Consider the following 23,295-nt stretch of genomic DNA (forward strand, 5'->3'; position numbering starts at 1 on the left):
CTGCCTGTGAGTCGCCAGACTCCTGATGCCCTGGGCGGCGCGCCTCTAGCGCGCTTCCCGGGGCATCGCTAGGTTATGGCCCATGGGTGAACGCATTGTCGTTGTCACAGACTCGGCTGCGTCCTTGCCCGCAGACGTCGCTGCGGAGCACGGGATCGTGGTGATTCCGTTGTCCGTCATTGTTGATGGTGAAGTCTTCGATGAGGGTGTGTCCATCTCCAGCGGGCAAGTGCTCGACGCTCTCGAGGGTGGCGCCGCGGTGTCCACATCTCAGCCTGCGACCGCCGCTTTCACCCAGGCATACCGGGATGCCGAGGCCGCTGGTGCGGAGTCAGTGGTCATGATCGCGTTGTCCGCGCATTTGTCTGGCACGGTTGACAGTGCGCGAGCCGCGGCACGAGAAGTCTCCATCCCTGTCGACGTGGTGGACAGTGGCTCCGTCGCGATGGCGACGGGTTTTGCCGCGATGGCGGCGGCCCGAGCGGTGCGTGCCGGCTATGCACGGGATCGGGTCGTGGAGATCGCTCGCCAGGTGGCAGAGTCCGCGGTCTGCGTGTTCACGGTTGACACGCTCGAGTACCTGCGTCGTGGTGGCCGGATCTCATCGGCGGCCGCGACTGTGGGGCGGATGCTGAGCGTGAAGCCGGTGCTGGAAATCACTGACGGCCAACCGCACGTCACCCATAAGGTGAGGTCGACCGCGCGTGCACGCGACGCCGTCCTGGTGAGAGCGGAGGCAGCAGTTGATGCTGCCGCTGACCCCGCGGTCGCGGTCATGACGCTCGGAGAGCCCAGCTTTGGGGACGATGCGGTGCGCGCGTTGCGTATGCATCACCACCAGTTATCGGCTTTGGTGACATCCACCGTGAGTAGCGTCCTTGCCGTGCACTCAGGCCCGGGGGCGCTAGCGGTGGTGGTGGCCGACATGGCTCCGCTAGCGGTCGCCGAGTAGTCCGGCCTGCGACACCTGGCTGGCAGCGCCCTCCCCAGGGCAGTAATGCGGACACGCTTCCCCACAGACTGACACCTCAGCGATCATGCGAGGGGCGGCCGGATTTAGCGTCACGATGTGACTCCACCTCCCGCCACTGCCTCCCAGGATCCCTCAGGGCTTTCCACCTGGCGTACTACTGCCGCTCACCACGCCGCACGAGCATATGAAGCGGCACACGGGCGGGAGATCGATACGGTTCACCGCGGTGCCCGGTGGAGCGTGGAACCACGCGTCGCCGTCACGATCGTGGTGACTCTCGCGATTCTCGCCGGCGCCGTCTGGGCGATCATCGCTGGTGGCTCCCGGGCCACCGAACCGTCGCACGCATCGGGCCCCTCGCCCACCCCTTCCTACGCCACGCTCAGCGTCACTGAGCCGCCTGAGCCGGAGGTCGTAGTGTTCGTGTCAGGTGCCGTGACCGCGCCGGGGCTTGTGGTCTTGCCAGCTCAAGCGCGGGTTGCCGATGCCTTGGAGGCAGCCGGAGGCGCCGCCCCAGAGGCCGCTCCTGACGCTCTTAACCTTGCGCGGCATGTCACCGATGGCGAACACATCCACGTCCTCACGCACGACGAATGGGAACAACACGCTGCCGCTGCGACCGGTGGTGGCGCGGACGTCGCAGGGACGCTCGCCGCCACCAGCGATGGTGGCCTCATCAATGTCAACAGCGCCACTGTCGACGAACTCCAGGGCTTGCCAGGCGTAGGCCCGGCAATCGCGGCCCGCATCAGCGACGAACGCGACACTGGCGGGCCCTTCGCGAGCGTGGATGATCTCCAACGTGTGGCAGGGATCGGCCCCGCAACCGTGGAGAAACTTCGCGCCCACGCGACTGTATGACTCCTCATGACGTGCGGTTGCTGCCAGCCGCTGGGACCGCATGGTTGAGCATCCTCCTCCTGGCCACAGGTGTCCCCACGTGGGCGGTCGTGGCAGTGAGCGCCGGCCTCGGCGTGCTCGCATGGGTCACCGCCGGTGTCACAGGAGGCCGTGTTGCCACACTCGCACTCACCGTGGCTGTCGCGTGTGCGAGTTCCCTGACTGCCACCGCAGCCCAAGCGGCGCATGAGGCACTGCAAACGTCGTGGGTGGCGAGTGTGGGGCAGAGTCCGGTGTGTATAGACGCGGTCGTCGTTGATGCGCCGCGCACCGTGGATGTTGCCGGCCGGGAAGTGGCCATGATCCCGGTACGGGTGGACCGCTGGCGGGTCCACGGAGGGGACAGATGCGGTGCCACGGACGTGGCGCATGAGGGTGAAGACACCCCAGCAGATCAGCAGGCCACATGGCATCCCGCCCGCACCGCAGTGGTGTTAGCGGTGGAGGCCACATCGGGCGCGGCAGCCGTGTCGGGCGCGTCGGCTACGTCGGGCGCGTCCTCGGTGCCGCGCATCGGACGTGGGGCCCGTGTGTGGGCGCTGGCATCGTTCTCGACGCCGCAGCCGCGCCAAGACCCGGTGGCCTGGAACGCAGAGATTACGACCGTTCAAGCACCCACCTCCGTACCTGCGCAAGCGCGGACCGGACTGGTGGAGGCCAGCAGCGCCCTCCCCGCTGAGGTGCGCGGACTCGTGATCGGAATGACCACCGGTGACACCAGTCACATGCCCGACGAGCAAACAGACGCCATGCGTAGATCGGGCCTCGCCCATCTCACTGCAGTCTCCGGGGCGCACTTCGCGACGGTGACGCTCGTCATGCTCGCGATCGCTCGGCGCACCCGTGCGCCCCGATGGGCACGCGCGAGCCTGATCATCGTGGCGGCCGCGACGTTTGTCGCGTTTGTTGGCACCCAGCCCTCGGTCGTGCGAGCGTGCGGGTTGGCGCTTGCAGTGGGGGTGGCGCTGGCCTTGGGACGCCCCGCACAGGCACTGCCCGCATTGAGCGCCACGGTGCTGGTGCTCATGCATGTGTTTCCAGGGGTCGCGACTGAAGTCGGCTTCGCAATGTCTGTGACCGCGGTGATCGCGATCGTGGTGGTCGCACCCCATATCGCGCGTCGGCTGAGTCGCGTGCTGACGCCCCGGCTCGCTTCCGCGATATCGATCCCCGTGGCGGCACAAGCGGCGCTGTTGCCTTTCTTGGTGTCGTTTGATCCTGGGATCAATCCGTATGCGGTCGCGGCGAACCTTGCGGCCGCTCCGTTGCTCCTGCCTGTCATGCTGGCGGGTCTGGGGTGTGCGGCAACATCGCTGTGGTGGCCGGGTCTCGCTGACGCGTTGGCACACATTGCTGGCATGGCGGCCCTCCCCATCGCCCGTCTTGCCGAGGCTGCGGCACAGGCACCCGGATCCTGGTGGCCGTGGCTGCCCGGCACCGCGGGACTGATCTGCGCGGGTGCCGCCGCGTGTCTGTGGCTCCTGGCTCCCATGGCTGGCTCGCGCACCGTTGCGGCCAGTATCGCGGGCGTTGCCTGCGCGGTGAGCGTCATCGGTCTCCAAGTGCCTGGAGCCCTGCTCGACCGGTGGACTGGCGTGCGGGTGCACGACTGGGATGTTGTCGCGTGCGACGTGGGACAAGGAGACATGATGATGCTGCGAGCCGGGCCTGACAGTGCAGTCGTGATCGACACAGGGGAGGACGGGCCTGCCGCGCAGCGATGCCTCCAGGACCATGGCGTCACCGCCGTTCCACTGTTGGTGCTCACCCACCCGGATGCGGATCACGACGGTGCAGTCGCAGAGGTGATGGAGGTGGCGCGCGTGGACAACGCGTGGGTGTCGTCAGTGGCGCTGGGCGGGCGTGCCGTAGCGGAACTTGAGAGAGACGGGGTTGACGTGGTGGTACCGGCGGACGGTGTCGAAGCCCGGGTGGGTGACGTGCACCTGACGGTGCTGCCGAGCGCGCAGGAGGGCGACCCGGTGGCGCCGGGGGACAACGATGCCAGCATTGTGGTGCATGCCCAGGCCCGCGCCACCGCCGTGCTTGCCCTGGGTGATCTGGAACCGTGGGGACAGGACCGCCTTGCCGCCGCATTGGGGCGCGTCAGTGTGGATGTGGTGAAGGTGGCGCATCACGGCTCTGCTCATCAGTCTGCGGCACTTGCCGGTCAGATTGATGCGGCGTGGGCCATCTACAGCGCCGGTCGTGACAATGACTACGGGCACCCGCGTGCCGAGACCGTTGCGTTGTATGCCGACCGCGGTGCCGCCCCGCTCGTGACGGCACAGTGCGGTGACGTGATTCTCGTCAGCGGTCAACCTCACGTGGCCTCGCGGTGTCACACTGGCATGGCACGCTAGTGCCATGCCACCTCGCAATCGCGCCCCAGAAGCTACGTGGTTTCGTGCCAAGCCAGCCCCCGTGGTCCTCGTCAGCGGACCGGAAACGGTGTTGGGACAGCGGGCGATCGAACGCATTACGACCGCACGGCCCGATGCCGCGGTGACGCGCCTCGATGCCGGCGCCTACACGCGCGGCGCCCTGTTGGCCGCGGCCAGCCCGTCGCTCTTCGACGCCGCCGGCATCGTCGTTGTCGAAGGTGCGGAAGCAATGAACGACGAGTTTCTGACGGATGGATTGGCATACCTGGCCACCGCGGACCCTGACGTCTGTGTGGTCATTCGCCATGGCGGCGGCGTTCGCGGCAAACGTCTCCTCGACGCGATTCGCAAGTCGGGTGCGCCTGAGTACACCTGTCCCGCGGTGAAGAAAGACTCCGAACTAGCTGACTTTGTGGCAGGGGAGTTCGAGCGTGGCAAACGGCCCGTGAGTGCCCAGGTCGTTCGAGCGCTCGTTGATGCTGTGGGCGCTGACGTGGCGGAACTGGCGGCCGCGTGCCAGCAGCTCATGCGGGACGTTGACGGTTCGGTCACGCCCGACACCATCACCAAGTATTACGGCACACGTGTGAACGCGACAGCGTTTGAAGTGGCCGATGCTGCGGTTGCGGGAGACTCCGCGAAGGCGCTCGCATTGCTGCGCCACGCCTTGTCAACGGGCACCGATCCTGTGCCTCTCAACGCGGCGTTGGCAGCAAAGCTGCGGGTCCTTGCCAAGGTGGGTGCAGCACGGGGGAGGCGCCTGGACCCCACCAAGGACCTGGGGATTGCGCCCTGGCAAGTGGATCGCGCACGTCGCGAACTCCAGCGCTGGACCGCTGACACGCTGGCAGAAGCGATCGAAGCGGTGGCACAGGCCGATGCCGAGATCAAGGGAGCGGCACGCGCACCTGAGTTCAGTCTTGAGCGGGCGGTTCGCACCATCGCTGGGCTGGCGAGCCGATAACTCCCGCAGGGGACACACTTAAGGCCCCGTCACGCCAAAGCGTCACGGGGCCTTAAGAGAAAAGCGAATGCTCGTTAGAGCGCGGCAACCTGCTTGGCCAGCGCCGACTTGCGGTTAGCAGCCTGGTTCTTGTGGATGACGCCCTTGGAGACGGCCTTGTCGAGCTTGACTTCGGCGACCTTGAGAGCGGCAACAGCCTTGTCCTTGTCGCCAGCGGTGATGGCCTCGCGCACCTTGCGCACGTTGGTCTTCAGCTCGGACTTCACGGCGACGTTGCGCTGACGGGCCTTCTCGTTGGTGCCGATGCGCTTGATCTTCGACTTGATGTTTGCCACAGCGATCCTTCTTGAATGTTGATGAAACTTGCGAAACTTAGAGGGCTGGAGCGCGAGCGCGCGCTCACACACAAACGACAATGCTACCAGTGATGCACTTCGTTTAGCGAATGCTGGACGGCCTCGAAGCGTTCCTTGTCAAGGATAGCGCCCTCGCGGCGCACCGCTGCCGGGTCTACACGGATGAGTCGGTCCAGCCTGACCTCGCTGGGACGGCGCTTGCGATCCCAGGGGCCAGAGCCAATGTCCAGCCAGTACCGGCCCCAACGGGCCTCTTGGGCGGCATCGAGATCGTGGTCTTTGCTCGTCAACTGCAGACCTACGAGCCACTCGCCCGCGTAGCCGATGAGCAGCACGGGCCGGTCCTTGCCCTGGGAGTGGTCTTCTTCAAAGGGAACCCAGGTCCAGACAATCTCGCCTGGGTCGGGGCGGCCGTCGGGGTGAGGGTCGTAATGCACCGTGACGTACCCGGTGTAGTCGCCCGGGTACGGGCGGGGCTGAGCCGTGGCGACACCACGTCCCCCGGACCGTTGTCCACTGTGGCCGTTCCTGCGTCCTGGCGAGCGGACGTCGTGGCCACGGGTCCGAGGACCCGTGGATCGGCTGCTGCCTCGGGGTGGGCGGGACGACGGCTTCTTGCGTGCTCCCGTCTGAGACCGGTTCACCAGCGTGAATCCAGCGATGGCGATGACAGCGAGGACTGCGAGCAGGGCTTCCACAGGGTCAGCGTAGCGAGTGAGACGGAGAGTCCCACGCGAGCCCGTGCGGGATCTGCGCCGCGGGCTTGGGGTGAGCGAACAAGTAGCCCTGGGCCAGCTTCCAGCCGTGCGCGATAGCAAGGCGACGCTGTTCCTCGGTTTCGATGCCTTCAATGATTCCGGTCATCTTCAGGCTTGCGACGAGCGACGAGATAGCGATGGAGATGCGGTCTCCGGTGGACTCGTCGCCCAACCGCAAGGTGAACTCGCGGGCGAGCTTCATGCCTGAGACGGGGGAGCGCAGCACCGACGACAGTGCCGAGTAGCCCGTGCCGAAGTCGTCAATCAAGAGTTCGACCCCCAGCTCGGTGAGAGCGTCGAGCTCGGTGCGCGTCGCCTGGGTCGCCAGCAGCATTCCGGTCTCAGTGATCTCGAGCGCAAGCCGGCTGGAGTGGATACCCGCATCAGTGATTGCGTCTCGGACGGCCTCCACCAGACCGGCCCCGCCGATCTGCTGCGCGGACACATTCACGAGCACTCGCCCGTCAAACCCTGGCCTGTCGGCAAGGAATCGGCATGCGTCACGGAGCACCACCTCACCGAGCGGCACCACCAGGTTCGCTTCCTCACAGACGCCCAGGAAGTCTTCGGGCATGAGCAAACCGCGCTGAGGGTGAAGCCACCGGACCAACGCTTCGTAGGCACGGATCTCTCCGGTCGTGAGTTCCACGATCGGTTGATAGTGCACCTGCAACTGGCCTTCGCGAAGCGCCGCGCGCAGCTCTGACTCCACGGACAAGCGCATACGCGCGTCGCGGCGCATGTCTTCGGAGAACATCTCCGCACTGTTGCGGCCACTGCGCTTGGCGCTCGACATCGCCACATCGGCATCACGAATCAATGCCTCAGCACTCATCCCTGGAACGGCAAGGGTGAGTCCTGCCGACGCTGACGGCGTGACCTCGTGGCCATCGATCGCGACCGGACGGTTGACCGCTTCCTGAAGGTACGTGGCGTAGTCCGCGACAGCATCGGCGCTATCGATGCCCGGCGCGAGCACCACGAACTCGTCCCCGCCAAGTCGCGCCACGGTGTCCCCGGGCCGGCTAGCCATCTGCAAACGGCGTGAGATCTCCAGCAGCAAGCGATCGCCGGCTTCATGTCCCCACGACTCATTGACCAAAGTGAAGTCGTCAATGTCAAGGAAGATGCATGCCGCACGCGGGGCAGGATGATCAAGAATGACTGTCGCACGGTCCAACAGCAGCGCGCGGTTCGGAAGCCCCGTCAGGTGATCGTGCAGGGTGCGGTGCTCAAGTAACTCTTGCGCACGCCGCGCCTCGGTAAGGTCCTCCACTTGAGCGACGATGCGCATCGGCTCACCGGGAACCCGGGAGAAGGTGGTGCGCGTCCAGACCACCTCACCGCTACGGGTCACGAGGCGACGTTGTGTGTGAATGTGGCCGGCAATGCCGCGCTTCAGACGGTCCAGGAGCCGCTGATCGCGGCCCAAGTCGTCAGGATGCGTGATGTGGGACAGCATCAATCCCGCCATGTCCTGCGGAGTGTGTCCAAGCCAGGTCGCCAAGGTGGGGTTGACCTCAAGAAGGCAGGCGCTTGCGTCGAGCACTGCCATCCCGAGCGCTCCGCCGGCAAAAGCCGTCCGGAAGAGCTCGTCGTCCGTTGCCACCGTTACGATCCTCCACCCATTGCGGACGTCCGCCGCCATCAGGACTTCTATCGGCAGAATCTACAACGGCATGAAGAAACTGCAGAACGTGGGAAAATGCTCGTTGGCCCGCATACACACATGTAAGGAACCCCCACCACCGTGACTGCCGCGACCCGCATCGAGCCCGCAGCGACTGCGCCCGAGCTCATCCGCAACTTCTGCATCATCGCGCACATCGACCATGGCAAGTCGACGCTCGCTGATCGCATGCTTGGCATCACCGGTGTGCTCGAGGCACGTTTGCAGAAAGCCCAGTACCTGGACCGGATGGACATTGAGCGCGAACGTGGCATCACCATCAAGTCGCAGGCGGTGCGCATGCCGTGGCAGGTGGGAGACACCCCTTACGCGCTCAACATGATCGACACCCCTGGCCACGTCGACTTCAGCTACGAAGTATCGCGGTCGCTCGCAGCGTGTGAGGGTGCGATCCTGCTGGTCGATGCGGCGCAGGGTATCGAGGCCCAGACCCTCGCCAACCTGTATTTGGCGATGGAGAACGACCTCACCATCATTCCCGTTCTCAACAAGATCGACCTGCCCTCCGCAGACCCGGACCGCTACGCTGCGGAGCTCGCGCAACTCATTGGTTGCGAGGAGGACGAGGTCTTGCGTGTGTCCGGCAAGACGGGGCTCGGTGTCGAGGCACTTCTTGATCGTGTGGTCCAGGACATTCCGGCCCCCGTGGGTGTTGCTGATGCTCCGACCCGCGCCATGATTTTTGACTCGGTGTACGACACCTACCGTGGCGTCGTGACCTATGTGCGAGTCGTCGACGGCTCGCTCAAGCCACGCGAGAAGATCGCGATGATGTCGACGAACGCGACCCACGATCTGCTCGAGATCGGCGTTATTAGCCCGGAGCCAAAGCCGACCAAGGGCTTGGGCGTGGGCGAGGTGGGCTACCTCATCACCGGCGTGAAAGACGTGCGCTTGTCGAAGGTAGGCGACACCGTCACCCAGGCAAACAACCGTGCCGCGGAGTCGCTCGGTGGATACCGCGACCCCAAGCCCATGGTGTACTCGGGCCTGTTCCCCCTCGATGGCTCTGACTTCCCGGTGCTGCGTGATGCGCTCGACAAGCTCCAGCTCAACGATGCTTCGCTTGTCTATGAGCCCGAAAGCTCAGTCGCTCTAGGCTTTGGCTTCCGCTGTGGATACTTGGGACTGCTGCACCTTGAGATCGTGCGCGACCGCCTGGAGCGGGAGTTCGGCATCGACCTCATCTCTACTGCCCCGAACGTCGTGTACGAGGTGGAGATGGAGGACGGCAAGATCGTCACCGTCACCAACCCCTCCGAGTTCCCCGCAGGCAAGATTTCTGAGGTGCGTGAGCCCGTCGTCGAAGCATCGATCCTGGTGCCCAGCGAGTTCATTGGCACGGTGATGGAACTGTGCCAGGAACGTCGTGGGCAGATGGGCACCATGAACTACCTGTCGGAGACGCGCGTCGAGATGCACTACACGCTGCCGTTGGCAGAAGTGGTGTTCGACTTCTTTGACCAACTGAAGTCACGCACGCGTGGCTATGGCTCGCTGGACTATGAACCCGCTGGTGATCAGAGTGCTGACCTGGTGAAGGTCGACATCCTGCTCCAGGGCGAGGCCGTGGACGCGTTCAGCGCGGTCGTGCACCGAGATGCTGCGTACGCCTATGGCGTCAGCATGGTGACGAAGCTCAAGGACCTCATCGACCGCCAGCAGTTTGAGATCCCAGTCCAGGCAGCGATCGGTGCACGCATCATTGCGCGCGAGACCATTCGTGCCATCCGCAAGGACGTGCTCGCGAAGTGCTACGGCGGTGACATCTCCCGTAAGCGCAAGCTGCTCGAGAAGCAGAAGGCCGGTAAGAAGCGGATGAAGAACATCGGCTCTGTTGAGGTCCCGCCGGAGGCTTTCATCGCGGCGCTCAGCACGTCGGACGACGGCTCAGACAAGGGCAAGAAGAAGTAGCAGTGACTCCAGCGTCACCCGCCCCGAACGCAAACCAGCGCGACTTTGGGGTGTACATTCACGTGCCGTTTTGTGCGGTGCGTTGCGGATACTGCGACTTCAACACGTATGCGCCGGGCGAGTCCGAGTTCTCCTCCCGTTCGGACTATGTGAGTGCCGCGCTCGCCGAGATGGCCCTGGCCGCGCAGTCCATGGCAGGGGACCGCCGCCCCGCACGGACCGTGTTCTTTGGCGGCGGTACGCCCACCATGCTTGACGCCGAGGCGCTCGTGGCGTTGCTGACGGGGGTGAAGGAGACCTGGGGTTTGGCCGCCGATGCGGAGGTCACCACCGAGGCGAACCCGGACTCCGTGACGCGTGAGTCGTTGGCTGCGCTGGCAGCGGCGGGCTTCACCCGGGTGAGTCTGGGGATGCAGTCGGCGGTGCCTCATGTGCTTGCCACATTGGAGCGCACACACCAGCCCGAGAACGTCGCGAAGGCGGTGCAATGGGCGCGGGAGGCCGGGCTTGCGGTCAGTCTTGATCTGATCTATGGCACGCCGGGGGAGACGCTCGCGGATTGGGAAGTTTCGCTCGATGCGGTACTCGCGCTACAGCCAGACCATGTCAGCGCCTACGCGCTGGTCATTGAGCCCGGTACGCGCATGGGTGGCCAACTGAAGCGAGGCCTGATCCAGGCCGTCGACCTCGACACGCAAGCCGACATGTATGAGATGGCCGATGCGCGCCTCGCTCAGGCTGGTTACGGCTGGTACGAGGTGTCGAACTGGGCGATCTCGGACGATCAGCGCTGCCGACACAACATGGCGTACTGGACGTCGCAGGACTGGTGGGGTGTGGGGCCTGGCGCACATTCGTACCTGGGGCCTCGGGTGGTTGGCGAGGTGCCGGTGAGTGCGGAGCGGTGGTGGAATGTGAAACTCCCGCGGGCGTATGCGGCCAGGCTCGATGCTGGCGACAGCCCCGCGGCCGAACGCGAACCGCTCACGCAGGAGGACCTTGACCTGGAGACGGTGATGTTGCAGATCCGTTTGCGCGAGGGGATTGCCGTCGCTGACCTTCCTGAGCTCCGTCCGGGGCAGGTGGCGCAACTCATGGCCGATGGGCTTGTTGACGGACGTGCGGCCTTGGCAGGCCGGCTGGTGTTGACGCTCAAGGGGAGGCTGCTGGCCGATGCCGTGGTGCGTGCGCTGACCTGAGCCCCACGCCTGGCTGGACTTGTGAGGATGCTGACGCCTTGCGCGGCGTGGCTGTTCCGAACTGACGGAAACCCGGTGAGTTGAGGCCCGGGGCGCGGCGTGTCGCGGTGTGCCTGTGCTGGGCGTCCGTCAGTTCGGAACGGGTGTTACTTGAAGAAGGGGATGGCGAGGCGAATCCGGTAGTACTCGCCGCTGTTCGACTTCACGCCGGCGATGATTGACACCACGATCGAGTAAACCCAGTACGCGGCCCACGCGGGTCCGGTGAGCAGGAAGCCAATGCCGAACGTGATGGCCCCCAACACCACGGCTGCGACACCCACGATGAGGCCGGTGAGTTGCAGGTTGAGCTGCTGGCGTCCCTGGTGATCGACGAGCGCGCTCCGTTCGCGGAAGATCAGCCAGATCACCAGTGGGGCGACAAACCCCAAGAAGCTCGCGGAGATGACGACGCCGATGACGGCGGAAATGTGGATGAACATCGACCACATGCGAGCGTCCGACTCGAGCATGGGCTGGGGTGCCGCGACGGGTGCGGGGCCCGGGTAGTAGCCGCTGTCTGGCGTGGGTGAGCCGGTGGATGCAGGGCTGCCCGGGTGCGGTGGGAGGTGGGTGTTGTCAGTCATATGTGAAGGCTCGCATAAAAGGGAAGGGTCCCGCATCAGCCATGGGGCTGATGCGGGACCCTGACATCCCTCGGGTGACGCCTCAGGGGCGTCTCCGGGTTACTTCACGATGCGCCAGTTCAGCGGGTAGCGGTAGTTTTCGTGCTTGTTCGCGGCGATGCCACCGATGATCTGGAACACGAGCGCGCCGATCCAGACCACGGGGTACAACACTGAGCCGATGCCGAATGTGACGACGGCAAGGATGCTGACGCCGACGTATGCGATAGCGACGAGGATGTTGAAGTTCAGCGCTTCCTTGCCCTGGTCGTTGAGGTAGGCGCTGCGTTCGCGGTAGATCAACCAGAAAATGAGCGGGCCGAACAGGCCGATCAAGATTGCTGACAGGTGGGTCAGTAGACCCATGGTGCGTTCGTCTGCCTCACTGACGGGCTGTGGCGCGGCGTACTGGGGCTGCTGGTACTGGCCCTGGGGTGCCTGCTGGTTTGGCTGGCCTTGCGGCTGCTGAGGCTGCTGAGGCTGCTGAGGCTGCTGTGGGTCCTGCGGGGGAGGAGGCGTTGCGTTGTTCTCAGTCATGCTGTTTCACCACTTTGATGTAGGAGTGCTGGGCCATCGACGTGGAGTCTGACGCCGGGGATCTGATGACGCAAGTGACATCTCTCCCTCAGCGCACTCGACGCCTTCCGCGTGCATGGGTCTTCATCTCAATCTGACCGCATGCACAGGAATACTCCCAACCTATCGCAACCAGGGCAGATGCGCGAGGTTGAGCCACTTGGCTGTGGATGGGGGGTGCGCGTTAGAATTAGCACTCGAACGTTGTGAGTGCTAGAGCGGGGCCATGAGGCCCAGCGCAAGGAGGACCCGGTGAGTGAAGACCGTCGCCGCGCGGTACTCCACGCCATCGTCGAAGGATATGTGTCCACCTCGGAGCCGGTGGGCTCAAAGGCGTTGGCGGACACCGCGCATTTGGGTGTGTCATCGGCCACCATCCGCAATGACATGGCCGCGTTGGAAGAGGAAGGGCTGATCGCCCAGCCGCACACCAGTGCCGGTCGCATTCCCACTGATGCGGGATATCGCCGGTTCGTGGACCATGTGGCGAGCGCAGCATTGCAGGCACCACATAAGCGAGCCATCACCACGTTCTTGTCGGACGCTGTCGACTTGAATGATGTGGTGGAGCGCTCGGTTCGGTTGCTGAGTCAACTGACGCGTCAGGTTGCGGTGGTGCAGTATCCGTCTCCGCGGGAGTCGCAGGTGCGGCGTGTGGAGTTGGTGCGTATTGGTGTCGACCGTGCGTTGGTGGTGGTGGTGTCGGCCGATGCTCGGGTTGAGCAGTCGACGGTGACGTTGGGTCGCGATGTCACGGAAGTGGAGTTCGAGGACGCCGCTCGCGCCATCAATGAGGTGACGGTGGGGCGGACACCTACGACGCTTGCGCCGGCGCTTGAGGTGTGGCTTCAGCGTGATCGCCAGCATGAGTGGGCGGCTCCAGTCGTGGAGGCCGTGATTACGGGAGCCCGCGGCGGCACGGTGGAACGTGTCGTGTTCGCTGGTGCTTCGAACCTGACTCGCGCGGCAAACGACTTTGAGACGGACGCGATTGGGCCTGTGCTCGACGCGCTTGAGGAACAAGTCGTGCTGTTGCGGTTGTTGCATGAAATGGCGGCCGAGGGTCGCGACGTGAGTGTGCGCATTGGTGCCGAGAACGGGGAGGATGCCTTCTCTCGGACATCGATCGTGGCGGCGGGCTATGGAGGCAGCGGTGACGCCGTGTCACTGCTGGGTGCCCTAGGCCCGACGCGAATGGACTACCCAGGGACGATGGCCGCGGTGCGTGCCGTCGCCCGCTACCTGTCAAGAATCGTGGAGACTGAGTGAACGACTATTACGGAACGCTGGGCGTGGAACGCAACGCGTCCGAAGCAGAGATCAAGAAGGCCTACCGCAAGCTTGCGCGCGAGTTGCACCCTGACGTCGCGGGGCCCGAGGGCGAAGAGCGCTTCAAGGAAGTTGCTGCCGCCTATGAGGTGCTCGGCAACTCGGACAAGCGCGCCCAGTATGACCGCGGTGTCGATCCGCGCGGAAGCCGTTCCGGTGCGCAGGGTGGGCCGCAGGGCTTCGGTTTCGAGGACATCTTCGAGCAGTTCTTTGGTGGCGGTGGAAGCCCGTTCGGCGGCCAGCAGCAGCGTGGTCCTGCATCGCGGACCCAGCGTGGCGGTGACACCTTGGTGCAGGCCACTATTGACCTCAAGGAAGCAGTGTTCGGTGTGTCTCGGGAGATCCAGGTGGATCTGGCCGATGTCTGCGAGACGTGCCACGGATCGTGCTGTGCTCCCGGCTCTCAGCCTCAGCAGTGCCGTCAGTGCAACGGCGCCGGCATGGTGCAGCGGATGGCGCGTTCGCTTCTGGGCAACGTGATGACGACCTCGCCGTGCCCCGCGTGCGGCGGCTACGGCACCATCATCGAGAAGCCCTGCGGTGACTGCTCGGGGCAGGGTCGCACGCATTCACGCCACACGGTGAAGGTTGACATCCCCGCCGGTGTCGAGACAGGCACTCGGATTCGCTTGTCTGGGCGTGGGGATGCGGGTGTTGCAGGCGGGCCCAAGGGTGACCTGTACGTCGAGATTCGTGAGAAGCAGCACGACGTGTTCGAACGCCGAGGTGACGATCTGCACTGCACCCTGGAGGTGCCCATGACTGCTGCGGCGTTGGGCGCTCAGATGGACGTGGACACATTTGATGGGCCTCAGCCTGTCGAGATTCGCCAGGGCACCCATGCGGGCAGCACCGTCAAACTCAAGGGCTTGGGCGTGGGGCGTCTGCAACGGGCAGGCCGTGGAGACCTGCATGTCCACCTGGACGTGCACACCCCCACGGACCTCAGCGATGAGCAGACTGACTTGTTGCGTCAGCTTGCCGCATTGCGTGGTGAGGAGATGCCTGAGGCGACCTTGGCCCCTCTAGGTGGCGGAGTGTTCTCCCGCCTGCGCGGTCACTTCAAGGGACGCTGAACCGTATGAGTGCCCCGGTGTTCGTCAACCCACAGCTGGCTGCGGCGACCGTGGGGTCGGTCGTGGCGGTGACAGGCGCAGAGGCACGGCATGCAGTGACGGTTCAGCGCCGTGAGTGCGGCGAGCGAGTCGACGTCGTGAACGGTGCCGGGCTGCGCGCCTCGGGTGTGATCGTTTCTGCCGCTGGCGACCTGATGGAGATCAAGGTCGATGCGGTCTCGACTGACAGTGACGCGCCAGTGACGCTCGTCCAGGCCCTGGCAAAGGGCGGTCGTGACGAACAGGCGGTCGAGTCCGCCATCGAGTTGGGTGCCACCGGCATCGTGCCGTGGAGCGCCCAGCGGTCGATTGTCCAGTGGCGCGGTCCCAAGGCGGATAAGGGCCGGGCCAAATGGGAGTCGGTCGTGATGGCGGCTACCAAACAGTCTCGGCGAGCACTGATCGCCCCCGTCGCCAACGTGATGTCGACCAAGGAACTTGCGTCCCGCATCGGGCAAAAAGTCGAGGCCGGCACGCTCGTTCTCGTGCTCCATGAAGATGGTGACACCGCGCTCACCGACTTCACCGATGTGCCGCTGGACCGTGACGTGTGGCTCGTCGTGGGGCCCGAGGGCGGGATCGCTCCCGAGGAACGCGAGGCCTTTGAAGAGGCCGGAGCCCGCACTGTTGTGCTCGGACCCCATGTCCTGCGCGCCTCCAGTGCCGGTCCGGCCGCTATGGCGGCGCTCGCGGCAGTGAGGGGGGCGTGGAGCCGTGGAAGCCAGGCAGACGCAGGGACGACCGGGGGCCTACGCTAGGTCTATGAGTGAGGACTGTCTGTTCTGCAAGATCATCGACGGAGACATCCCCGCGACCAAGGTGCTCGAAAATGAGCATGTGGTCGCCTTCCGCGACATTGCCCCCAAAGCCCCTGTGCACGTGTTGGTGATTCCCCGCACCCACGTCAAGGATGTGGCGGCGGCTGCAGCGGAGGTTCCCCAGGAACTGGCGGCGATGGCGCTCGCGGCGCAGGAGATTGCGGATGCCGAGTGTGGCGGCGAGTTCCGTTGGGTGTTCAACACTGGAGCGAGTGCCGGCCAGTCGGTCTTTCACGTGCACGGCCATGTTCTTGGCGGAACTGAGTTGGAATGGAACCCTGCGTGACACCACAGCGAGTAGTCGTCATTGAAGACGCGGAACGCATGCCGGAACTCATGGGGAGTGCGGATGCGGTGATGAAGGAGATCGAGCGCGCACATCCCGATGTGGATATCCATGTCCGCGGCAACCGCATCACGTTCACGGGGGATGAGGTTCAGGTTGCGGCAGCAGCGACGGCAGTCGAGGAACTACGGTCCGTCATGGCGGCGGGAGTGCCGCTGACTCCCGAGGTTGCGCGTGAGTCGGTGCGGATGCTGGCGGCCGCGCGGGGCGTTGCGGCGGCGGCAGCCGATGCTGGGGCCGGGCCGGACGCACATGCGCCACAGAGTCCGGTGAGCGTGTTGAGCCGGTCGATCCTCTCTACTCGGGGACGCACCATTCGGCCCAAGACTCAGGGGCAGGCGGAGTATGTGAGTGCCATTGAGTCTCACACGGTGACCTTTGGCATCGGCCCTGCAGGAACAGGAAAGACGTATCTGGCGATGGCTCAGGCCGTCGCAGCTCTTCAAGCAAAGAAAGTCAATCGCATTGTGTTGACGCGCCCGGCCGTCGAGGCGGGAGAACGACTCGGGTTCCTGCCGGGTTCGCTCAACGACAAGATTGACCCGTACCTGCGCCCGCTCTACGACGCTCTGCACGACATGGTTGACCCGGAGTCCATTCCTCGCCTCATGGAGGCAGGCACCATCGAAGTCGCACCGCTGGCTTACATGCGCGGGCGCACGCTCAACGATGCGTTCGTCATTCTTGATGAGGCACAGAACACTACGCGCGAGCAGATGAAGATGTTCCTGACGCGTTTGGGTTTTGGCACCACGATGGTTGTGACCGGTGACGTGACGCAGGTGGACCTCCCCGGTGGAACCCAGTCGGGCTTGCGCGCCTCGCGCGAGATTTTGGACGGTGTCGAGGACATCGCTTTTTGCGAGTTGGGCGCCCAGGACGTGGTGCGACACCGTTTGGTGTCAGAGATTGTGACCGCTTACGCCAAGGCCGACGAGTCGCGCGCTCCGCGTGGCGGGGGCCAGCAACGACGCTTCAAGGAGGGCGACCGTTGATCGACGTCAATAACGAGACGGATTATGAGGTCGACGAGATCGAGTTCTCCGAGCTCGCGACCTACGTGTTGCGGGAGATGCACGTCGCCGACGGTGCCGAGCTCGCCATCATGTTCGTGGATGAGCCTGCCATGGAGCAGCTGCACATTCAGTGGATGGATGAGCCCGGCCCCACAGATGTTCTCAGTTTCCCCATGGACGAGTTGCGTCCGGGTACCCCGGATGAGCCCACGCCCGCGGGGCTCCTGGGAGACATTGTGGTGTGCCCCACGGTCGCGGAACGTCAGGCTGTGACCGCCGGACATTCGCCGGCCGAGGAAATGCTGCTGCTCACGACTCACGGCATCCTGCACCTCTTGGGTTACGACCATGTGGAGCCCGAAGAGGAGAAGGAGATGTTTGCTTTGCAGCGCCGTCTCCTGCTGACCTTCTTGGCTGAGCGCGGATAGGCGCCGTGACCGGATCTACCGTTGCCGTCCTGGTGGCGGTGGGTGTGCTGTCCTTGCTCGGGGCCGCAGTACTGCATGCCATTGTCGCGGCGTTTGAGCAGCTTCCCCACGCTCGCGAACGGGAGCTCGCGCACGCGTTGCGGCCCGACGGCAAACCCACGAAGGTCGCGCGTTGGGCAGCGCTCGATGAGCATCCCGACGATGCTGCCTCGGTGGCGTACGCGGTGTGCGAGGCGGTCGCGATTGTGTGCACCACGCTGGTGGTGGGCGCGGTCACGCAAGCGTGGGAATGGCCGGTTGCGCTGACGGTTGTGGTCGCGGTCGCCATTGCCGCCGCATCATCCTTGGTGGTGGCGCGTGCTGTGCCGCGCCAGATCGCTCGCCGCGCGCCGGAAGGGTCCATTCGGGTGCTCGCCGGGACAGGATGGATCCTCACCCGGAGTGCTGGGCCGCTCAAGACGCTGCTCCCGGCGCTCAAGGCCCCACCGCTCGCTGAGCCTGAGGATCTCGTAGAGCAGGCTCAGGATGCGCTGGAGGCCGAGGACGCAGAGCTGCTGAGATCAGTCGTGAGCCTCGGCGACACCCTCACGCGCGAAGTCATGGTTCCCCGCACGGACATGATCACGATCGCGTCCGGTACGCCGGCGCGCAAAGCGATGGTGCTGTTTATGCGTTCGGGCTTCTCCCGGGTGCCCGTCATCGGCGACGACATCGACGACACGATCGGAGTGCTGTACCTCAAGGACGTCGTGGCACGCACGTGGGATGACACGCGTGCACTCGGTGCGCCCGTCGAGGACTTCATGCGGGAAGCGGAGTTCATTCCCGAGTCCGTGCCGGTCGACGACCTGCTGCGGCGTATGCAGGACGAGGTGTTCCACATGGCGATCGTGGTCGATGAGTTCGGCGGTGTCGCCGGGCTGGTGACGATCGAGGATGCCTTGGAAGAGATCGTGGGGGAGGTGGTCGATGAACACGACCGCACCGTTCAAGAAGTTGAGCGCGTCACCGACGGTGTGTACCGCATCCCCGCCCGTATGGACTTGGACGACCTCGCTGAGCTGTTTGACGTCGTCATTGAGGACGAGGACGTCGAAACCGCAGCGGGCCTGCTAGCGAAGTCCTTGGGTAAGGTGCCGATCCGCGGCGCCCGCGCATCGGCCCACGGGCTGGTCTTGACTGCTGAGAGAATGGAAGGACGGCGTAGGCGATTGACGACGTTGCTGGTGGAAGCCGCTCCTGAGGAGGAATCTGATGACTGAACCGACCGCTCACCGCAGCGGCTTCGCATGCTTTGTGGGACGCCCCAATGTGGGTAAATCCACGCTCATGAATGCGCTGGTGGGAGAGAAGGTCGCGATCATGTCGTCGCGCCCGCAAACAACGCGACGCGCTATCCGGGGCATCGTCAACAGGGACGATGCGCAGATGGTGATCGTCGATACGCCAGGTTTGCACCGTCCACGCACGCTTTTGGGTGAGCGCTTGAATGACCTGGTGCGGGAGACCTTCGCTGAGGTTGATGTCATCGGCTTCTGTCTGCCGGCAGACGAGAAGGTGGGCCCGGGCGACAAGTGGATTGCTCGCGAGCTGGGGGAAGCGCGGGCTCCCGTGGTCGCGATCGTCACCAAGGTTGACAAGGTTTCGCGCGACAAGGTCGCCGAGCACCTCCTGGCTGTCCAGGAACTCGGTGAGTGGGCGGACATCGTCCCTGTGTCATCGGTCAAGGACATCCAGGTTGATGTGTTGGTTGATGTGCTGGCGGCGCATCTTCCCGAGGGGCCGCCGCTGTATCCCGAAGGGCATGTGACGGACGAGCCGGAAGACGTGCGGATTGCAGAGTTGATCCGCGAGGCGGCGTTGGAGGGCGTGCGCGATGAACTTCCACACTCCATTGCCGTCGTGATCGAGGAGATGGTGGAGCCGGGTGAGGATACGTCCCAGCGGGATGTGTTGGAGATCCGTGCCCAGGTGTTCGTGGAGCGCGACTCGCAAAAGGGCATCATCATTGGCCGCGGTGGGGCACGCCTGAAAGACGTGGGCGCGACCGCTCGCCAAGACATCCAACGGCTGCTGGGCCGCAAGGTGTTCCTGGATCTCCACGTCAAGGTCGCGAAGGATTGGCAGCGCGACCCCAAGCAGTTGGGACGCCTAGGTTTCTAGCAGCATGTGCCGGGGCGCCGATGCGTCCGCTATGGTGGACGGCATGCGTGCACTCTCGCTACTCCTTACGTGCCGCGACGAGGCTTAGTTTCTAAGCCGGATCCTCGTCGCGGAGTTTCGCGTGCCGGCGGCTACCAGACCGACACCCACGAAGGATTCCCCACATGAGTGAGCACTACACAGGCGGCTCCCAGAGCGCGAGCCCCATGCCGATCCACAAGTACCGGCCCTTCCACGAGCAGATTGCCGTGGATCTTCCTGACCGCACGTGGCCGAACAACCGCATCGAGCAGGCACCGCGGTGGTGTGCCGTCGATCTGCGCGACGGCAACCAAGCGTTGATCGAACCCATGAACGTCGAACGCAAAATGCGCATGTTCGACCTGCTGGTGCGTATGGGTTACAAGGAAATCGAGGTGGGCTTCCCTTCGGCAAGCCAGACCGACTTTGACTTTGTGCGCAAACTGATCGAAGGCGGTCACATCCCTGACGACGTCACCATTCAGGTGTTGACGCAGGCGCGTGAACACCTGATCGAGCGCACCTACGAATCGTTGCGTGGTTCCAAGCAGGCGATTGTTCACCTGTACAACTCGACGTCGATCCTGCAGCGCGAGGTGGTGTTCCGCGCGGACGAGGACCAGATTCTGGACATCGCCACCCATGGCGCGATGCTGTGCCAGAAGTTCGAAGAGCTCATCCCGGACACCCAGGTCTTCTATGAGTACAGCCCCGAGTCATACACCGGGACCGAGCTCGAGTATGCGGTCAAGGTGTGCAACGCGGTGCTCGACGTCTGGAAGCCCACCCCTGAGCGGAAGGTCATCATCAACCTGCCCGCGACCGTGGAGATGGCAACCCCCAACGTGTACGCCGACTCGATCGAGTGGATGAACCGTCACCTGGACTACCGCGACTCTGTGGTGCTGAGCCTGCACCCGCACAACGACCGCGGAACGGCTGTGGCCGCCGCGGAGCTCGGGTACATGGCAGGTGCTGACCGCATCGAGGGCTGCCTGTTCGGCAATGGCGAGCGCACCGGCAACGTGGACTTGGTGACGTTGGGCATGAACCTGTTCAGCCAGGGCATTGATCCGCAGATCGACTTCTCGGACATCGATGAGGTGCGCCGCACCGTCGAGTATTGCAACCAAATCGATGTCCACCCGCGTCACCCGTGGGGCGGCGACCTGGTGTTCACGGCCTTCTCCGGCTCCCACCAGGATGCGATCAAGAAGGGCCTGGAGTCGATGTCGGCGAAGGCCGATGCGGCGGGCACGACCGTTGATGAGATTGTGTGGGGCGTTCCTTACCTCCCGATCGACCCCAAGGACGTGGGTCGCTCGTATGAAGCGGTGATCCGCGTCAACAGCCAGTCCGGCAAGGGTGGCGTGGCGTACCTGTTGAAGACAGAGCGCAACCTCGACCTGCCGCGTCGGCTTCAGATCGAGTTCTCGCGGGTAGTGCAGCAGCAAGCCGATGCCACTGGCGAGGAGCAGACCTCGGATGACATCTGGACGGTCTTCCGCGACGAGTACCTGCCGTCACCGACGGAAGCGGGCCAGTGGGGACGGTTCTCACTCCTGGGTACTCGGGCGACCAGTTCCGATGACGGTCCGGACACGTTGGCGGCCGACATCACCGACAACGGGGCACCTGTGACGCTGGAGGCTTCCGGAAATGGGCCTGTTGCCGCGTTTGTGGCGGCGCTGGGCACCCGGGGAGTCAAGGTCGAAGTGCTGGACTACCACGAGCATGCGATGACGACGGGTGGCGACGCCCAGGCTGCGTCGTACGTGGAGTGCCAGATCGGAGACGACATTCTGTGGGGTGTGGGTGTTGACGCGTCCATCACCACTGCGACTCTCAAGGCAATCGTGTCGGCGGTGAATCGGTCCGCACGCTAGGGAGGGCCTGGAAGCCTTTTCCCAGGGATCTCACCGGTCTGGGGACCTAGACTGGGGCCATGCTGACGCCCGTGATGAGACGCACCGCTGGTGCGGTTCTTGTGGCGGGCGCAGCGGCCCTGGTGCTCGTGAGCTGCACCGCCGCGTCGGAAGCGGGGGACGCGGCGGACAACCTCCCGGACCTCTCCGTTCAGGACTTCACGTTGATTGACTGCGCGGACTCGGTGGTGTGGGGCGGTCAGCTTGACACTCCGCGGCGTCCGTACGTTCAGGAGTGCTGGACGGGCTCTCCGCGTCTGCCTTTTGATGAGGAAGCGCAGGACATCATGTACACGATCCTCGCGCAGACCGATGCGGTGGATGTGTCTGCGGAGATATGCCCGGAGGATTCGTTCTATGACACGGCGGCCGTCGCCTGCCGTGCGGCTGAGGACGGGGCCGTACGCTACAGGGTGGTCGTGGCCTTGACTCAGCCCGCTTTGGTCCTCCATTCACTTCCCGACGAGCCCACTGAGGAAGAGATTGACGAAGCACTGTCGGGAGCGACCGTCGAGGTGTTGCTTGCCACAGAGGAAGTTTCGGAGCCCTAATGCCTGTACGAGTTCGACGTTTTGCGCCGCGCGACACTGACGCTGTCGTGGAGCTGTGGCGTGAGTGCTTTCCTACGGATCCCGCGCGCAATGCTCCTGCAGAGCTGATCGCTCGGAAGTGTGCTCGGGACCCCGACTTGTTCTGGGTCGCCTGTGAGGTAAGTGACGGCGTTGACGCTGTGGTTGGTGCGGCGATGGCCGGTTATGACGGAGTTCGAGGCTGGTTGTATCACGTCGCCGTGACACCTGAGCGTCGTCGTGAGGGAATCGCGACCGCGCTCGTGGGCCGTGCGGTTGCCGAGCTTGAGGTCTTGGGCTGCCCCAAGGTCAACTTGCAGGTGCGGTCAACGAACAGCGAGGTGCTGGGCTTCTATCGTTCGCTCGGCTGGAGCGTTGACGAGGTGGAGTCGCTAGGGCGGACCCTGATGGTTCAGGAGTCCTGACAGTGCCCCTGTATCGCGATCACGCGATTGTGATGCGGACTCACAAACTGGGTGAGGCAGACCGCATCGTCACGATGCTGACTCGGTCCCATGGAAAGGTGCGCGCGGTCGCTAAAGGAGTGCGCCGTACGACGAGCCGCATCGGCTCACGCATGGAGCCTTTCATGCTGGTCGATGTGCAACTGTATGAGGGGCGCAATCTGGACATCGTGAGCCAGGTGGAAACACGTGAGCCGTACGCGCGCCGCATCGCTGAGGACTATGCGTTGTTTACTGCGGCGACGGCGATGGTGGAAACGGTCGACAAGTTGGTCGACCACGAGAAAGAGGACGCGTCCGAGCAGTACAGACTTCTTCATGGCGGCCTTGCGGCGTTGAGTCGGCGTGCCCACGACCCGGGGCTCGTCCTCGACAGTTTCTTGTTGCGTTCGCTCGCGCTCGCTGGTTACGAGCCGAGCTTCGACGAATGTGCGTCGTGCGCGAAGCCTGGACCGCATCGGGCCTTCGCTGTGGCTGGTGGTGGCGCAGTGTGTGAGGCGTGCCGCCCACCTGGCGCTGCTGCCCCGAGTCCCGAGGTCTTCGACCTGTTGCACGCTCTGCTCAGCGGCGAGTGGGAACGGGCGGACGCGTCGGTGGACCGGTCCCGTCGCGATGCGGCAGGCCTCATCGCAGCCTATGCGCAGTTCCACCTCGAGAAGAAGGTGCGTTCCCTCAGCCATGTCGACAGGGGAGTGCCGTCCGCGTTGACTCCGCCCCGATAG

At 64.4% G+C, this 23,295-nt stretch carries 23 protein-coding genes; 18 read left to right on the forward strand and 5 right to left on the reverse strand.

Annotated features, from left to right (window positions below):
- Positions 1-82: 82 nt before the first annotated feature.
- The 4 genes from ON058_RS05320 to holA all read left to right on the forward strand — a co-directional run bounded on the left by ON058_RS05320 (position 83) and on the right by holA (position 5,221).
- Positions 83-952 (forward strand): DegV family protein, encoded by an 870-nt coding sequence (locus ON058_RS05320; protein WP_274667995.1) that lies wholly within the window; start codon positions 83-85, stop codon positions 950-952.
- A 117-nt stretch (positions 953-1,069) separates the two neighbouring features.
- Positions 1,070-1,834, forward strand: coding sequence for a ComEA family DNA-binding protein (locus ON058_RS05325; RefSeq protein WP_274667996.1), 765 nt, complete (start codon positions 1,070-1,072; stop codon positions 1,832-1,834).
- Positions 1,831-4,236 carry a ComEC/Rec2 family competence protein gene (locus ON058_RS05330; RefSeq protein ID WP_274667997.1) on the forward strand — a complete coding sequence of 802 codons (2,406 nt, stop codon included), beginning with the start codon at positions 1,831-1,833 and terminating at the stop codon, positions 4,234-4,236. The genes ON058_RS05325 and ON058_RS05330 overlap by 4 nt, the downstream gene beginning before the upstream one ends.
- Positions 4,237-4,240: 4 nt before the next feature.
- Positions 4,241-5,221, forward strand: coding sequence for a DNA polymerase III subunit delta (gene holA, locus ON058_RS05335; protein ID WP_274667998.1), 981 nt, complete (start codon positions 4,241-4,243; stop codon positions 5,219-5,221).
- A 74-nt stretch (positions 5,222-5,295) separates the two neighbouring features.
- Here the strand turns inward: holA and rpsT are convergent, their stop codons facing one another.
- The 3 genes from rpsT to ON058_RS05350 form a co-directional block, all read right to left on the reverse strand.
- Positions 5,296-5,556 (reverse strand): 30S ribosomal protein S20, encoded by a 261-nt coding sequence (gene rpsT / locus ON058_RS05340; protein ID WP_274667999.1) that lies wholly within the window; start codon positions 5,554-5,556, stop codon positions 5,296-5,298.
- Positions 5,557-5,639: 83 nt separating this feature from the next.
- Complete coding sequence (locus ON058_RS05345; protein WP_274668000.1) at positions 5,640-6,275, reverse strand: type II toxin-antitoxin system PemK/MazF family toxin; 636 nt, start codon at positions 6,273-6,275, stop codon at positions 5,640-5,642.
- A 4-nt stretch (positions 6,276-6,279) separates the two neighbouring features.
- Positions 6,280-7,944: a bifunctional diguanylate cyclase/phosphodiesterase gene (locus ON058_RS05350; RefSeq protein ID WP_274668001.1), complete on the reverse strand. Its 1,665-nt coding sequence runs from the start codon at positions 7,942-7,944 to the stop codon at positions 6,280-6,282.
- Between the two features lie 141 nt (positions 7,945-8,085).
- On the opposite strand from ON058_RS05350, the gene lepA reads away from it, so the two are divergent.
- A complete protein-coding gene (gene lepA, locus ON058_RS05355) occupies positions 8,086-9,939 on the forward strand; it encodes a translation elongation factor 4 (RefSeq protein ID WP_274668002.1) in 1,854 nt (617 codons plus the stop codon).
- Positions 9,940-9,941: 2 nt separating this feature from the next.
- Positions 9,942-11,138 carry a radical SAM family heme chaperone HemW gene (gene hemW, locus ON058_RS05360; protein ID WP_274668003.1) on the forward strand — a complete coding sequence of 399 codons (1,197 nt, stop codon included), beginning with the start codon at positions 9,942-9,944 and terminating at the stop codon, positions 11,136-11,138.
- A 146-nt stretch (positions 11,139-11,284) separates the two neighbouring features.
- Here the strand turns inward: hemW and ON058_RS05365 are convergent, their stop codons facing one another.
- Together ON058_RS05365 and ON058_RS05370 are read right to left on the reverse strand one after the other, a co-directional pair.
- On the reverse strand, positions 11,285-11,764 hold the full coding sequence (locus ON058_RS05365; protein WP_274668004.1) for a DUF4870 domain-containing protein: 480 nt from the start codon (positions 11,762-11,764) through the stop codon (positions 11,285-11,287).
- A gap of 99 nt (positions 11,765-11,863) precedes the next feature.
- Entirely contained in the window at positions 11,864-12,340 is a 477-nt protein-coding gene (locus ON058_RS05370) for a DUF4870 domain-containing protein (protein WP_274668005.1), read from the reverse strand.
- A 291-nt stretch (positions 12,341-12,631) separates the two neighbouring features.
- On the opposite strand from ON058_RS05370, the gene hrcA reads away from it, so the two are divergent.
- From hrcA to recO, 12 genes are all read left to right on the forward strand, one after another.
- Positions 12,632-13,648, forward strand: coding sequence for a heat-inducible transcriptional repressor HrcA (gene hrcA / locus ON058_RS05375; RefSeq protein WP_274668006.1), 1,017 nt, complete (start codon positions 12,632-12,634; stop codon positions 13,646-13,648).
- Complete coding sequence (gene dnaJ / locus ON058_RS05380) at positions 13,645-14,784, forward strand: molecular chaperone DnaJ (RefSeq protein WP_274668007.1); 1,140 nt, start codon at positions 13,645-13,647, stop codon at positions 14,782-14,784. The genes hrcA and dnaJ overlap by 4 nt, the downstream gene beginning before the upstream one ends.
- A 5-nt stretch (positions 14,785-14,789) precedes the next feature.
- On the forward strand, positions 14,790-15,581 hold the full coding sequence (locus ON058_RS05385) for a 16S rRNA (uracil(1498)-N(3))-methyltransferase (RefSeq protein ID WP_274668008.1): 792 nt from the start codon (positions 14,790-14,792) through the stop codon (positions 15,579-15,581).
- A gap of 4 nt (positions 15,582-15,585) precedes the next feature.
- Positions 15,586-15,927 carry a histidine triad nucleotide-binding protein gene (locus ON058_RS05390; RefSeq protein ID WP_274668009.1) on the forward strand — a complete coding sequence of 114 codons (342 nt, stop codon included), beginning with the start codon at positions 15,586-15,588 and terminating at the stop codon, positions 15,925-15,927.
- A 38-nt stretch (positions 15,928-15,965) separates the two neighbouring features.
- Positions 15,966-16,982, forward strand: coding sequence for a PhoH family protein (locus ON058_RS05395; protein WP_274668408.1), 1,017 nt, complete (start codon positions 15,966-15,968; stop codon positions 16,980-16,982).
- Positions 16,979-17,431 carry an rRNA maturation RNase YbeY gene (gene ybeY, locus ON058_RS05400; RefSeq protein WP_274668010.1) on the forward strand — a complete coding sequence of 151 codons (453 nt, stop codon included), beginning with the start codon at positions 16,979-16,981 and terminating at the stop codon, positions 17,429-17,431. Before ON058_RS05395 ends, ybeY begins: the two co-directional genes overlap by 4 nt.
- A gap of 5 nt (positions 17,432-17,436) precedes the next feature.
- Positions 17,437-18,693 carry a hemolysin family protein gene (locus ON058_RS05405; protein ID WP_274668011.1) on the forward strand — a complete coding sequence of 419 codons (1,257 nt, stop codon included), beginning with the start codon at positions 17,437-17,439 and terminating at the stop codon, positions 18,691-18,693.
- Positions 18,686-19,594 (forward strand): GTPase Era, encoded by a 909-nt coding sequence (gene era, locus ON058_RS05410; protein ID WP_274668012.1) that lies wholly within the window; start codon positions 18,686-18,688, stop codon positions 19,592-19,594. Before ON058_RS05405 ends, era begins: the two co-directional genes overlap by 8 nt.
- Positions 19,595-19,758: 164 nt before the next feature.
- On the forward strand, positions 19,759-21,501 hold the full coding sequence (gene leuA, locus ON058_RS05415; RefSeq protein ID WP_274668013.1) for a 2-isopropylmalate synthase: 1,743 nt from the start codon (positions 19,759-19,761) through the stop codon (positions 21,499-21,501).
- A 59-nt stretch (positions 21,502-21,560) separates the two neighbouring features.
- Positions 21,561-22,091, forward strand: coding sequence for a hypothetical protein (locus ON058_RS05420; protein WP_274668014.1), 531 nt, complete (start codon positions 21,561-21,563; stop codon positions 22,089-22,091).
- Positions 22,091-22,534, forward strand: a complete 444-nt coding sequence (locus ON058_RS05425; RefSeq protein WP_274668015.1) for a GNAT family acetyltransferase — start codon at positions 22,091-22,093, stop codon at positions 22,532-22,534. The genes ON058_RS05420 and ON058_RS05425 overlap by 1 nt, the downstream gene beginning before the upstream one ends.
- Positions 22,535-22,536: 2 nt before the next feature.
- Positions 22,537-23,295 carry a DNA repair protein RecO gene (recO, locus tag ON058_RS05430; RefSeq protein WP_274668016.1) on the forward strand — a complete coding sequence of 253 codons (759 nt, stop codon included), beginning with the start codon at positions 22,537-22,539 and terminating at the stop codon, positions 23,293-23,295.

This window comes from Demequina sp. B12 (genome assembly GCF_028823635.1).
GTDB lineage: Bacteria > Actinomycetota > Actinomycetes > Actinomycetales > Demequinaceae > Demequina.

Bases quoted from the DNA above. Each gene is read 5' to 3' on its own strand.
- ON058_RS05320 (WP_274667995.1), top strand. From the start codon at position 83: ATGGGTGAACGCATTGTCGTTGTCACAGACTCGGCTGCGTCCTTGCCC.
- ON058_RS05330 (WP_274667997.1), top strand. From the start codon at position 1,831: ATGACTCCTCATGACGTGCGGTTGCTGCCAGCCGCTGGGACCGCATGG.
- holA (WP_274667998.1), top strand. From the start codon at position 4,241: ATGCCACCTCGCAATCGCGCCCCAGAAGCTACGTGGTTTCGTGCCAAG.
- ON058_RS05365 (WP_274668004.1), bottom strand. From the start codon at position 11,764: ATGACTGACAACACCCACCTCCCACCGCACCCGGGCAGCCCTGCATCC.
- ON058_RS05370 (WP_274668005.1), bottom strand. From the start codon at position 12,340: ATGACTGAGAACAACGCAACGCCTCCTCCCCCGCAGGACCCACAGCAG.
- ON058_RS05385 (WP_274668008.1), top strand. From the start codon at position 14,790: ATGAGTGCCCCGGTGTTCGTCAACCCACAGCTGGCTGCGGCGACCGTG.
- ON058_RS05390 (WP_274668009.1), top strand. From the start codon at position 15,586: ATGAGTGAGGACTGTCTGTTCTGCAAGATCATCGACGGAGACATCCCC.
- ON058_RS05395 (WP_274668408.1), top strand. From the start codon at position 15,966: ATGCCGGAACTCATGGGGAGTGCGGATGCGGTGATGAAGGAGATCGAG.
- era (WP_274668012.1), top strand. From the start codon at position 18,686: ATGACTGAACCGACCGCTCACCGCAGCGGCTTCGCATGCTTTGTGGGA.
- leuA (WP_274668013.1), top strand. From the start codon at position 19,759: ATGAGTGAGCACTACACAGGCGGCTCCCAGAGCGCGAGCCCCATGCCG.
- ON058_RS05420 (WP_274668014.1), top strand. From the start codon at position 21,561: ATGCTGACGCCCGTGATGAGACGCACCGCTGGTGCGGTTCTTGTGGCG.
- ON058_RS05425 (WP_274668015.1), top strand. From the start codon at position 22,091: ATGCCTGTACGAGTTCGACGTTTTGCGCCGCGCGACACTGACGCTGTC.